Source organism: Klebsiella sp. JN_Kp127, from assembly GCF_040062505.1.
Taxonomy (GTDB): Bacteria; Pseudomonadota; Gammaproteobacteria; order Enterobacterales; family Enterobacteriaceae; genus Klebsiella; species Klebsiella quasipneumoniae.
This window is the reverse complement of record NZ_JBEAHS010000003.1, coordinates 26,651-38,808: the sequence shown is the minus strand read 5'-3', so window position 1 is coordinate 38,808 and position 12,158 is coordinate 26,651. Positions and strand designations below refer to the sequence as shown.

Genomic DNA, 12,158 nt, shown 5'->3' with positions numbered 1-12,158 from the left:
TTAATCCTTCATCGTCCTTAATATATTCTGCTGTGACTCAGTCAGCCCAGATGTTGCTAACGCGTCCTCAAAAGTAACTTTTTGACCCGCGACGGGTTTTCCCGAAGCCTTAAAACGTTGTCCCGCCGCAATCGCTGAGGGCGCAGTTAAAGTTGTTCGTAAAACTTCAACAGAGACTCTTAGTTGCTGCGCAAGTAACTCAAGAAATTGCTTAGGTATGGTTTCTACCTGAATCGCGTTGTCACGCAAACGTGATAAGAAACGGCGTGAGACATTTAAATGCACCGCCAGCGCTTTGAATTTGCCAGCATCAATTCTGGCTAAAGGATTTATGGTACTTTGAGTCGCTGCAGAAGCCGGATCCTCCGGGTTCAGCATGGATTGAAATGTTAACCATGCCTTCTTGGCCCTTTCATCAGCGTGCGCTTCATCTGATAAATTTTCAAAAGCGGGTGTTGTCAGTAGCTCTACTGACAAGTCGATAATCGATTCCCGGTATTCAGGATAGCATTCCAGGTAGTTCGCTAATGTGTCTTCATTGCGATTTGCTTCCTTTGAGAACGCATGTAAAACGGCTTCTCTGGACGCTTTGCTTTTAGCTTTCATAATAGCCCTCCGTCTGCAGCTGGGTTCGCAGTCGTTCATAAGCTCGCTTCAGTCTGTTACGAACGGTTCTGTCTGAGCAAGCTAACGCTTTTGCAATCGTCATTACCTTCGGGTCCAGAGAGTCTGTCTGCATACCCTGTAAGAATAACCCAACTACACGTCTTTCATCTTCTGGTAACCTGTTAATCGCATCCATCAGGCATAACCGGAAAGATTCATTATCTAATAATGAAGTGTTTGAATTGAAGAAATTTTCAGCAGCAGACTCAACTTCGGTACTGATTTCTTCTTCATCTCCTCTCATCAAGGGGTCATAGTTGATGAGAGGATCCGTTGCACGGGCAGGACCGACACGCCTGAGTACGTCTTGTCGAAAGCGTTCTAGGGCATGGTTAAAGTTCACTTCCCAGTAGTACATTCTGTCATTCTGAGAATTCCTATCCTGTGCGATCATTTCGTATAACTGATCGGTTATCTCATTGCGAATAGAATCTGCCTGGGTATATCGCGAATCTGGAATTTGTTTGCACAGTGCAGATTCGAGTCGGTTATGAAAAGCAATAAAGATGGGCTTTAAGTATTTTTCTGTCAGGCCGATGTCACTGTGACGTAAGTAATACATTAATACTTCAAAGGGAGCGGGGTTCTCTGGACATGTGAGCCGTGCAACTAGGTCATCCGCTGCGAGGGGATTCAGTTCTTTCAGAAGTGCTTCTATCTCATCGCGACGGTAGTAGGGCTCTCCATCCTTTGTACTTTTTTTTAGCGGAATAACCATCTCTGATTCACTTTTCGTTATGTTACAAACACGTTATCCAGATATGTTACGTAGTACCACTGTGGGTCCGACGCTGCACAGGGGATATGGTCCATATTGAGGGATCTTAGCATGTTCGTCTATTGCGTATTTTTCATGGATCGCGAAAGCCTATATCTCCCCCGGGGTTTTGAAAGGTCGTTGTCGTCTGATGCACTAAATTAATTTTTAGAGGAAAACAGATGTACAGGGGCACTATTGAGATAAAGAGGGCGCAATACGGTGAATCAGAATGAGGTCTGTCCGCCCTTGGGGCTAAGGATTATTGGTAAAAAATGCAGAGTTTTTTCATAAAATCAACATGATCGGGAGGATTCAGCGGCTCTGGAAACCATTTTGATGGTAGGATTTGCATGGAATATCAAAGAAGGTCCGTGGCTATGTCCCTTACACACGAAGAATTGCAGTCTTTTTTAAAGACACAGCAGTCGGTTTCATCACTGCTCAGGACCTGTGAGGCCCTAAAACCGCTACAGCAAACACTCAGGAACCTGGAAATGGTTTCTGGGTCAGCATTTTCAGCACAAATTCAGAAACTCTCCGTCAACGAAACCGTTAAGGCTATTACCCGTCTTAACCGTCAGGCCAGCAGCATCCTGCCGACAACGTTGAATAGGTCACTGATGACTGAGCAGATGAAAATAGCCAACACATTCCGTTCATTTGCTCTAGAAAATGGCTTCGTCAGGCAAACGGCTATGATGAGAAGTACTAAGGCCTCCACTTCATGGTGTGCACTTAATACTCAAGTAGAACTGGTTCGTTCGCTTCAACACCATACTTTTGCTGAGCTGCTGAACTCCCGTTCTTCCGCAGTCGAAAAGATTCTGCAACAACGGTATTTCGGGCTAAATACCCACGAGAGTATTGGGGAGCTACTCGCAAGACGCTACGGATTGAGCATTGATGCGGACGCGGACGTTGATACTTCAGCCGATAATGCAACGTTACCTGAACTGCCTCAGGAACTGCTACAACTACCAATAGACCAAGCGCTTGAAAAAACCAACGTTCAGATATGGCTTAGCAAGCTATCCGGTTATGCCAGAAAGGCCATAAATGCGATCCTGATTCGGTGGCTTCTTATAGCGATCGTTGGCGGAATAGCCAATGACATAGTAAAGGACATTGTTAAATGTCACCTTCCTGAATCAATTGTTGGCGAATGCAGTTCAAGGCAGACGCGTAAAGAGATCCAGAACATTGTCAGTGGAGAAAATCGCTGGGAGAATCTGAAAAACTTCAGGCTGGTAACCAGAGACAACGTACATTTACGCACAGGGCCATCAGAGAGTACAGCGATACTGGAAATGCTCCCGATGAATACGCTTCTTCTAATTACGGATAAATCAAATCGTCAGTGGCTGGCCGTTGAAGTTGAATATAACGGTGAGACAATCCAGGGCTGGGTGTCCCGCCGTTATACCTTACCTTTACATCAGCATTAGTTGCAGAGTGTATTACACCCGAGAAGAAGCAGGTTATTGAGGTTTTCGCGGACGTCCTGATGTAGGGCGAGGAGGAACATCATTGCAGCCATGGAGGTAAAATCCGTCTTTCTGCTCTTCTTTAGCCAGATAGCCGAGGACCCGATGGATGTTCTCAATACTGTATGGATCGTTATAGCAAACCGGGATATTGATATCGGCCTGGTAGTTTTCTTTGAATTTACACCAGTGAAAGCCACCTTCCTGTTCGGTTATCGATTTCCAAATGACTGACGCTTTTTCTGCCGTTGGCCAGGTGGTTTGTGTTATGTGGCCATCTAACCAGAATGCTACATGCGCATGCCAGCCATGATCCATTGTCCATTCAATTACCCAGAAATACCCAACAACGCCTTTTTTTTTCATCATTTCCTGCATCAGAACCCGTACGTCATATTCCAGTTGTCGACAATCAGATTTCTGAAAACGGAAGGAATTACACTTGTAAAATAAATCAACACGTAAAGCCCGTAGGCAGGCGTACCGATTTATCATTTCACAGGTATGATTTCTGAGAAGTGATGTCAGGAACCAGTCTGAAGTATAGTTGGGAGTATATTTATCTGAGATGTTCATAGTCAGACTCATCGTTAGTTGTGGGCTGAATTAATTATTCTGATGGCGTAATAAACCAAGAGTTAGCGGATGAATAGATAATATCTAATAGAGGGATTAAGTATTAATTAAATTAAAAAACCCAAATTAATTTTTGTTTGTCTGCCACGTTACATTCCTCGTGTAGAACAGCCTATTCTTACCCGTTTAATCCTAAGAGAGTTTCATCCTTTCCAGCAGCCACGCCTCAACTTGGCTTTTACGCCAACGCGAGCTGCGGCCCAGTTTGATGGGGGCAGGAAAGCGTGCCTCAGAAATCAACCGGTAGAACCACTTATCCGTCATTCCTGTAAATCTCGTGATGAACACCATGTCCACCAATTGGTCATCCAGTAATGACGTAACGTCCGTTTTATTGTTTTCTGCTAATTCATTTGTTGTTGTCATGATAAAAGCTCCCGTAGTGAGTGGATTCGGGAGACGATGCCAGTGGTCAATGAAGGTGAACAGGCATCGTTCTCATACCATAACGTTGAATGTAAAAATTTACTGCCATGACATTACCCTGCTTCGATTACCCCTTAGTAATCAATATGCTTTCATCCAGCTCAAGTAAGCTAAGTGATATCTATTTTTTTCAATGATGAAGGAGGCGACTTAGTAAATTTTTTAGCATCAAAGTCACTTTCATCATTGAACCAGAAAGCATAGGGTCTAAAGTAGGTGTTTTTTGCTTTTTAATATCATGAGAAATAAAAAATTAAGTTTATTTGAGTTATTAAATTATTTTTTAAATATGTTTTTTCTTATCGAGATTATTGTTTTTGAAGTGGGGTGGAGCTCGACCACATTTTCACTGAAACATGAATTATAAATCTTAATGAATTCAGGTTGTTCGGACATATCTACATTGAATGTGTTTTTAAAATCTTCTTCAATTTGCTTTTTAATTATGTAAAATTGTTGGATATCATTTGAAGACTCATTTTTAATCCATGATGATGCTTTTTTTAATATATCTTTTCCATTTCTAGCCATCAAAGCATGAAAACTTATTAGTGCAAATGCCTCAAGGTAAATCCAGTTAATGGTGGGCATCTTTTTTAATTTTATAAAGATATGTGATTCTTCTTTTTTATGGATTCTTATATATTCCATTTGTGCTAGATGGAATAGAGGTAATAAGTCTTCAATATTACAGTATAGAAATGGTGGGTATCGGATAAATGGTGAAGATGGAGGCGTTAACTTGACTCTCATGGTATCCATAAATGCATCGACTTCGGCAGGCGTGTTCTCAGATTTAATTATACTGTAAAACCCATATCTTTTTTTTTATGGAATTGTTGTTTTTATGGCTGTGATTTTTAGCGTGGGTAAGCTTGTTTTTAAGTAACGTTTTTTTTAGGGCGAAGGATTTCCTGATTCTCGTAGGAATTAAAATAATATCATTGCTACTTGTGCTAACATTAGAAAATGGATTGAATGAGTAAGCAACTTCGAGGTTTAATGTTATAATTGGGTTTGCCTCGCCTTTTGGAGATATAATGTATCTTTGGTGTGTATTATTTTTATCAAGATACTTCCTGCTGTATAATAGTTTCAGTAAATATATCTGGCACGCATTTTGAATGTATTTTTTTAATTCTTTCTTGCTGCACAAAATGACTTTCCCTTTCATCAGTTTCTGCGTATTTTTCCACTCCCTTGATTTCAGTATATCGTTGAAATTACTTTTTCTTCTAATGCTCTGTGATATCCATTCGTATTTTACTTTTTTTCTGACGATCTCCTCTCTAACTTTATTATTATCAATTAACCTCTGCACTTTTGTAAGTTTTTTAGATGATATGAAGTTGTCTGCTATTTTACTAATGCGTGATTCGAATATCTTCTTTGTTTTTTCTTTGCATAATTCATAATGTTTTTCGCAGTAACGCTTTGTGTTTGCATCTCCATGCTCTGATATAGGGCTGTGACAATTTTTGTTTTTACATGTTCCTGTATTCTTCGCCATCTAATAGTCCATATATTCCAGAATGTCTCATGCCTATATTACCTCATGTGAATAGCCAGAGATCAATCTCTCGGCATCTTTTTACAGGAGTAATCGATGTCCAATATCCTCAAACCTCAGCATGATCCATGCAATATTCTGCGCAACAGTCTTAGACTGCTGCCTCCGCAAGCAACTGAAAGAATCCTGTTCCACCTTAGTAAAACCATCCACTACGAACCTGTGATCGGCATTATGGGTAAGACTGGCTCAGGCAAGAGTTCTCTCTGTAATGCGCTGTTTCAGCAGCCTGTTTGCCTGACTCATGATTTAACCGCCTGTACTCGTGAACCGCAGCGCCTTGAACTAACAGTGGGTGAACGAGGTATTACGCTGGTTGATTTACCTGGTGTAGGTGAAACACCTGAATACGATGAAGAATATCAGTCCCTCTATCGCAGTTTACTGAACGAGCTTGATCTGATTATCTGGGTGCTACGTGCCGACGATCGTGCCAGAACGACAGATATCGATACATATCGTGTATTGATTGAATATGGGGCTGAGCCATCTCGTTTTCTGTTTGTTTTGACGCAAGCCGATCGTGTCACTCCGCTACCCACCACCAGCATGTTATTGCCTTCACCAGAGCAGGTGATATCGCTGGCGATACTTAGCTCGCAGACGGCAGGGCAATTCCCCTCTTCATTTCCAATAATGGCTGTTTCATCGCACACCGGCTACAACCTGCCAGCACTTGTTGAGCTGATGGTGCATGCCTTGCCGGGACAGGCCAGTAGTGCTGTTTATCGTCAGTTAAAGTCAGAACATAAGACAGAAGAGGCTGAAGCCGCTGTCCGTAAGGCTTTTGGTGATGTCGCTGGGACTGCATTCGATACGGTATTTAACCCCGATGCGTATTCTTCTGGCTGGGCTGTTTTACTCAGGCGGCTTCGTCGGAAATTAGTCCGTCTCGCTGAGCGGCTTTGGGACAGGATCTTTGGTTGAATGCGTTCACCTGGACAGGGTGTGTCATCGACAGGGGGAACATTTGGTCTATAACAGGCTTACTCATTTATAAACAATGAATTAAGCCTGGAAGATTATTTCACTTCACCGGTTTCTTCTGGACATAACCTGTCCAACTCCTCCGGCATAATAACCTCATGAAATATCAATCTATTTATCACCAGCGGAGACTGTATGGAATCGCCAACATCAGACTCGCGTCATGATCGGATGGCAGTCAGACTTTCAGTCATTATCAGTCGGTTGTTGAGTGGTGAGGCGCTGGTACTGAAATCTTTATCAGAGGAGTTTGGTGTCTCTGAGCGCACTCTTCGCAGGGATCTACATCAGCGCCTGATACATCTTGATATACGCAATGATGATGGTATTTACCGGCTAAGTGAGAGCAGGATGCGCGATCGTTCTCCCGGTGCGCTTTCATTTATCCGGGCATCAGGTATCGCCCGGATACTACCCATCCAGGATAAGCAGTTGGTAAACATGCTGATTGACGAGAGCAGGGTATCTCCTTGCCTTATCTGGCATGCTCCTTTGAAACCTCATGTCACGTTTCCCGAGTTTTTCATCCGTCTGGTTCAGGCAATTTGTCAAAGCCAGCAAATTACAGTGCTTGCTGATGGACATCGGTATCTCTCGCTGGAGCCTTATCGACTCATTTACTACGGAGAAGAATGGTATCTGGTTGCATGTCAGTCCAGTGAGATCCGTGTGTTTGCTCTGACTACTATCGGTGCAGTCACAGTGGCTTCAGAAAAGTTCATCCAAAGGGATGATATCAGCAGCCTGATTTCCGGTGAGGGCTTTATCACCGCACTACCGCATTTCCCGTTTATTAACGATGTCATCAACACCTTTCGGCAGTAAATCTGCCAGGAAAGCGTGTCCGCTTTCCGTTTAATACTTACGCTAAGGAGAAACACGAATGAATAAATGCTTTTCAAAAAAGAGAACACTGCTTGCTGGCGTACTCAGTCTTGCAGCTTTCAATGTCTCTGCAGCCTGGACAGTAAACGGTACGTTCTGCCAGGCGAATAGTGATGACGGGCGTGTGATTGTCAGGGTTAAACCCTCGACTGTCGGCTTGATTGAAATGAAGCCCCAATGCAATGGGCGCGGTGCTTTTGGACTGACCGGCAGTAATTTTGGTGTTAACGATACAGTGTACCCCTCCAGCGTGATGTGCAATGCCCAGACGCAGTTCTACACAGTGCAAACGACAATGGCGACCAAAGATATCCGGTCGATCATTAAATCATTCAGTAAATCTGACTCGGTTTCTGTGAATACCTTTGGCGGCGCTTTTTCTGTAAATACAGTAGATTTTTCTAAAGTCTGTGCTGCCATTATCGAACAACAGGTTGCAGAAAATGACCCGCAGGAGACATTAAAGCGGGATATGAAGCGGATGGGATATGAGCAGGGGCCTGATGGTCAATGGCATAAACGCAGCCTGACGGCAACACAGTAGGGATACAGGGGAATATAAATGAAATATAAAATGGTTACAGGTATGGCGCTGGCAATGGTGCTCTTTACATCACCAACAGTGCATGCTGCGCTTAACCAGCAGGATCAACTGTCAGCGCTGGAAACTGCTGAGAAGATCTATGATGCCATACTGGGTAATGGTGCAGCAGCGGATGCCCGCTGGGAGACACCTAAACAGTTAAAAGATATCAGTGACCCGGTTATACCCGGTAATAAACTCCATGTACTCGAATATACCGTGATGGACCCTGCTAACGGGGCTTATTAGCGTATTCATGTTTTAGTTAATGTCGATGGTGGTGTAGCTGGCGCTGAAATTATCTATGCTGGTCGCTAGCTCTCTCTAACGTCTTCACATAGTCAACCAACCACTTTTATTCGGGCCATGCCTCCTTCGGGACGCATGGCTTTTTGTTTTTATATCGCTTAGAAGGAATTGCCCATGAAACTAGCCAGCCGCTTTGGCCGAATAAATCAGGTCCGTCGCGACCGCCCGTTAACCCATGAAGAACTGATGCAATTTGTACCCAGCGTCTTTAGTGAAGACAAGCACGAGTCCAGAAGTGAACGCTACACCTACATTCCTACGATTACCCTGCTGGATAATCTCCAGCGTGAGGGGTTTCGTCCATTCTTTGCCTGTCAGACCCGCGTTCGCGATGAAAGCAAACGTGAGCATACAAAACACATGCTACGCCTGCGCCGGGAAGGACAAATCACCGGCAAACAGGTGCCGGAAATTATCCTGCTAAACAGCCATGATGGTTCCAGCTCTTATCAGATGTTGCCGGGATTGTTTCGGGCAGTTTGTAGCAATGGTCTGGTCTGCGGTGAGTCGTTTGGCGAAGTGCGAGTACCACATAAAGGCAACGTGGTGGAGAGGGTTATCAAAGGGGCTTACGAGGTTCTGGGGATTTTTGATCGTGTGGAAGAAAAGCGGGATGCCATGCAATCACTTATGCTTCCGCCACCAGCACAACAGGCACTGGCAAAAGCTGCACTGACATATCGCTTTGGCGAGGAGCATCAGCCCGTGACGGAATCACAGCTATTGGCCCCTCGTCGTTGGCAGGACGAGTCCGGAGATCTCTGGACAACTTATCAGCGTATTCAGGAGAACCTAATCAAAGGTGGTTTGAACGGTCGCAATGCAAAAGGAGGACGCACACATACCCGCGCAATTAAAGGTATTGATGGTGATGTGAAGCTGAACCGTGCGCTGTGGGTAATGGCTGAAAATATGCTGCAACTCGCCTCATGAACGATATCTCCGTGTGTGTGTATAGCCCTGTAGCTGGTAGTTATGGGGTTTTTTCTTTTAAGGATCCATCATGTCCGAACTGAATTTACCTTCGGTCTTCCCGATGAATGAGCAACGTACCATCCGTCGTGCCCTGCGATTACTGGAGAAATATCAGCGGCAGCCCAGTGAGTCGTTTCTTGCCGCTAGCTTCGCGAAAAATTGGTTACAGCTCTATTTGGCAAAGCAGGAGCGCGAAGTCTTTGTTGTTATCTATCTCGATAATCAACATCGTCTGCTGGAGCATGAAACGCTTTTCCTCGGCACGATTAACCATACTGAAATACATCCTCGCGAAATTGTGAAATCTGCACTGCGTCATAATGCTGCTGCGGTGATCGTCTCTCATAACCACCCATCTGGCATTACCGATGCCAGTAAGGCTGACAGAGTCATTACGTCCAGGATTACAGAGGCGCTGGGTCTGATTGAGGTTCGGCTACTGGATCATTTCATCATTGGTGATGGTGAAGCGTTGTCGTTTGCTGAGCATGGATGGCTATAAGAAGAGGAAGGACTAATGAAAATCATCAGTAAACGTCAGGCGATGGTAATTTATCGTCTGCATCCTGAATCCCGTTTGTTTCGCTTCTGTACCGGGAAATATCGCTGGTCCGGGAGCATCTGCCATTACTACGGTCGTGAAGTTCAGGATATCAATGGTGTTCTGGCTGTCTTTGCCGAGCGACGCCAGGACCGGAACGGACCTTATGTCTGTCTGCGCAGCGTCACTCTCAATTAATCTTATAAAAGGAGCTTCAGATGTCGAATAAGACACTGACAGTGAATGATGATACTGCTGAGCCCTGGTGGGGTTTGAGTCGTAACGTCATCCCTTGTTTTGGCGCACGTCTGGTTCAGGAAGGTAATCGCCTGCATTACCTGGCTGAGCGCGCCAGCTTAACAGGCCAGTTCAATGAAGCGGATTTACTCCATCTTGACCAGGTGTTCCCGGTACTGCTGAAGCAGGTGGAGCTCATGCTTACCTGCGGCGAACTGAATCCACGACACCAGCACTGCGTCACGCTTTATGCGAAGGGGCTAACCTGCGAAGCTGATACGCTGGGATCCTGCGGTTACGTTTATATCGCCATTTATCCCACCCAAAGCTAACCGACTTTTAGTACTCATTTTTAAGAGAACAACTCATGAATACTTTACCTGCAATAAACCTACGGGCTGTTCAGTCATACCCATCGCCCGTGGTTGTCTGGCAAATGCTGCTTGCCCGACTACTTGAGCAACACTACGGCCTGACGTTAAATGACACACCATTCAGCGATGAAGCTGTTATTAAGGGACATATCGAAGCTGGCATCACGCTTGTTGATGCCGTTAATTTTCTGGTGGAGAAGTACGAGTTGGTCCGTGTCGACCACAGGGGATTTAGCTGGCAGGAATCATCTCCATACCTGCGAGCTGTAGACATTCTGCGAGCACGTCGGGACATGGGGTTGTTACGAGGCCGCAATCACACTACAGCAAAGTGAAACTTGCGGGCATCCTCCCGATAGTTAAAACATCCTGGCTGAAATGATGCTATCGAGTATAATTGCCGCATCATCATTGAGTTGGTTTAGATATTTTGTTATTAGCTGATTTTCAAAAGAAAGTAGTTGAGTATACAACTGAGTATACATTATCAATGTATTGGTTATTAATTTCTTAAAATTCAGTTGATTAATGTTGGAATTCGAGTCCGGCCTTCGCATCAATATCAAAACAACCAATAAATAAGTCCTTTAATCTAGCCACGACCAATCATTGATCAACCACGAAATCCTCTCCGAAACACATTCAAAATCCCTAAACCCCACGCTTCCCATTAATCTCCCACACACCACACCCCTCATCCCCTGAACACCTCCCGCCGGTGCCACGCCACAAACCCCTCCTGGGGATAGCATTCTTTCCCCAGCGGCAAGGTAATCGGCTTACCATCAAAATCCCAGAACAGCCTGCCAACGATGCCCCCGCCGTTCACCGCCGGCGAAACCTGGATGCGCATATCCTCATCCAGACCAATGGAGCCTTTATCAAAGGCCTTATGGTGAATCGCGCAGAGCGCCAGGCCGTTAGGGATTTCGCAGGGGCCGCCGTGCTGCTTCCATTTGATATGGGCCGCTTCCAGGGCGACAGAGGTATTATCATGGCGCATATTGAAGCCGCAGATAGCGCACTCATAGTTATAGGCGCGCAGCACCTGCTGGCGAAAATGCGGGTCGCGCTCTTTACGGATCTGCTGCAGATCAAACCCCATCTCTTCAGCCAGTTCTTCCTGAATACTCTCCGGGAAATGCGCTTCGAGGATCTGATGGGCGAGGGTATTGATCAGCTTCTTATTTCTGTTGAGTAGCGCAAAATGCGGCTCATCGAAGCCGCCGGCGACGTGACAGAGCTCCAGCTCTTTGCCGGGCGGCTGTCGGCTGCCCTGGGTTGAGCACTGTTCGCTGTTGTGCAACTCCCAGAAGCCGTCGCCTTTCAGGCGCCAGAAGGGCATGTCCGGCCGGTACTGGCGGCGCTGCGGGCCAAAGCGTTCCAGCAGGCTATGCAGCTCATCGCGTATCTCCGAGGCGTAGTCGAACATCCGCGCATGGCCGCGCTGGTACTGTGAGAGGACGTACAGCAGCAGTAGTGGCTTATGCGGCGCACGCTGTTCGCCTTTGCGCCAGATGGTGATGTTCTCGATCGCGTGTTGCAGGGTCGTGCTGGAGGGCATAGCGTTACATTGGCAGCTAAATAAATGCGATGATGCTCGCAAAATCCTTGCCGATCAACCTACCAGATGCGGCGATTCTACGTGGATCGCGATTTAATTATCACTGCCAGTTATTTGTTCGAAAAGCCCATAGCTTTCTATTTATACTCAAGCTTCGCGCC

General features: G+C 45.5%; 17 protein-coding genes. 10 read left to right on the top strand and 7 right to left on the bottom strand.

The window, feature by feature from the left end:
- Positions 1-606, bottom strand: coding sequence for a hypothetical protein (locus ABLV04_RS02010; protein ID WP_117387333.1), 606 nt, complete (start codon positions 604-606; stop codon positions 1-3).
- A complete protein-coding gene (locus ABLV04_RS02005) occupies positions 596-1,384 on the bottom strand; it encodes a hypothetical protein (protein WP_094354602.1) in 789 nt (262 codons plus the stop codon). The genes ABLV04_RS02010 and ABLV04_RS02005 overlap by 11 nt, the downstream gene beginning before the upstream one ends.
- Positions 1,385-1,803: 419 nt before the next feature.
- Between ABLV04_RS02005 and ABLV04_RS02000 the strand changes: the two genes are divergently transcribed.
- Positions 1,804-2,871, top strand: a complete 1,068-nt coding sequence (locus ABLV04_RS02000; RefSeq protein WP_135715353.1) for an SH3 domain-containing protein — start codon at positions 1,804-1,806, stop codon at positions 2,869-2,871.
- A gap of 33 nt (positions 2,872-2,904) precedes the next feature.
- Here ABLV04_RS02000 and ABLV04_RS01995 read toward each other — a convergent pair whose 3' ends face one another.
- The 4 genes from ABLV04_RS01995 to ABLV04_RS01980 form a co-directional block, all read right to left on the bottom strand.
- Entirely contained in the window at positions 2,905-3,486 is a 582-nt protein-coding gene (locus tag ABLV04_RS01995; RefSeq protein WP_094354600.1) for an inovirus-type Gp2 protein, read from the bottom strand.
- Positions 3,487-3,678: 192 nt separating this feature from the next.
- The gene (locus ABLV04_RS01990) at positions 3,679-3,912 is read right to left on the bottom strand and encodes an AlpA family phage regulatory protein (RefSeq protein WP_049591334.1); all 234 of its coding nucleotides are present in this window, start codon (positions 3,910-3,912) and stop codon (positions 3,679-3,681) included.
- 336 nt (positions 3,913-4,248) lie between these two features.
- The gene (locus ABLV04_RS01985) at positions 4,249-4,734 is read right to left on the bottom strand and encodes a hypothetical protein (RefSeq protein WP_148412629.1); all 486 of its coding nucleotides are present in this window, start codon (positions 4,732-4,734) and stop codon (positions 4,249-4,251) included.
- A gap of 34 nt (positions 4,735-4,768) precedes the next feature.
- Positions 4,769-5,482: a hypothetical protein gene (locus ABLV04_RS01980; protein WP_348815286.1), complete on the bottom strand. Its 714-nt coding sequence runs from the start codon at positions 5,480-5,482 to the stop codon at positions 4,769-4,771.
- Positions 5,483-5,578: 96 nt separating this feature from the next.
- Here ABLV04_RS01980 and ABLV04_RS01975 point away from each other — a divergent pair, with 96 nt between their 5' ends.
- From ABLV04_RS01975 to ABLV04_RS01935, 9 genes are all read left to right on the top strand, one after another.
- Positions 5,579-6,469 carry a GTPase gene (locus ABLV04_RS01975; RefSeq protein ID WP_251901578.1) on the top strand — a complete coding sequence of 297 codons (891 nt, stop codon included), beginning with the start codon at positions 5,579-5,581 and terminating at the stop codon, positions 6,467-6,469.
- Between the two features lie 195 nt (positions 6,470-6,664).
- Positions 6,665-7,354, top strand: coding sequence for a WYL domain-containing protein (locus ABLV04_RS01970; protein WP_094354597.1), 690 nt, complete (start codon positions 6,665-6,667; stop codon positions 7,352-7,354).
- A 58-nt stretch (positions 7,355-7,412) separates the two neighbouring features.
- Positions 7,413-7,958, top strand: a complete 546-nt coding sequence (locus ABLV04_RS01965; protein ID WP_094354596.1) for a hypothetical protein — start codon at positions 7,413-7,415, stop codon at positions 7,956-7,958.
- Between the two features lie 18 nt (positions 7,959-7,976).
- A complete protein-coding gene (locus tag ABLV04_RS01960) occupies positions 7,977-8,246 on the top strand; it encodes a hypothetical protein (protein WP_348815285.1) in 270 nt (89 codons plus the stop codon).
- 174 nt (positions 8,247-8,420) lie between these two features.
- Positions 8,421-9,239, top strand: a complete 819-nt coding sequence (locus ABLV04_RS01955; RefSeq protein WP_094354595.1) for a DUF932 domain-containing protein — start codon at positions 8,421-8,423, stop codon at positions 9,237-9,239.
- Between the two features lie 70 nt (positions 9,240-9,309).
- On the top strand, positions 9,310-9,783 hold the full coding sequence (radC, locus tag ABLV04_RS01950; protein ID WP_094354594.1) for a DNA repair protein RadC: 474 nt from the start codon (positions 9,310-9,312) through the stop codon (positions 9,781-9,783).
- A 15-nt stretch (positions 9,784-9,798) separates the two neighbouring features.
- Positions 9,799-10,020, top strand: coding sequence for a DUF987 domain-containing protein (locus ABLV04_RS01945; RefSeq protein WP_094354593.1), 222 nt, complete (start codon positions 9,799-9,801; stop codon positions 10,018-10,020).
- Positions 10,021-10,040: 20 nt separating this feature from the next.
- Positions 10,041-10,391, top strand: a complete 351-nt coding sequence (locus ABLV04_RS01940; protein WP_251901579.1) for a type IV toxin-antitoxin system YeeU family antitoxin — start codon at positions 10,041-10,043, stop codon at positions 10,389-10,391.
- A gap of 35 nt (positions 10,392-10,426) precedes the next feature.
- The gene (locus ABLV04_RS01935; protein WP_094354591.1) at positions 10,427-10,768 is read left to right on the top strand and encodes a TA system toxin CbtA family protein; all 342 of its coding nucleotides are present in this window, start codon (positions 10,427-10,429) and stop codon (positions 10,766-10,768) included.
- Positions 10,769-11,127: 359 nt separating this feature from the next.
- Here the strand turns inward: ABLV04_RS01935 and ABLV04_RS01930 are convergent, their stop codons facing one another.
- Positions 11,128-11,997: a phosphorothioated DNA-binding restriction endonuclease gene (locus tag ABLV04_RS01930; RefSeq protein ID WP_180266429.1), complete on the bottom strand. Its 870-nt coding sequence runs from the start codon at positions 11,995-11,997 to the stop codon at positions 11,128-11,130.
- Between the last annotated feature and the right edge of the window lie 161 nt (positions 11,998-12,158).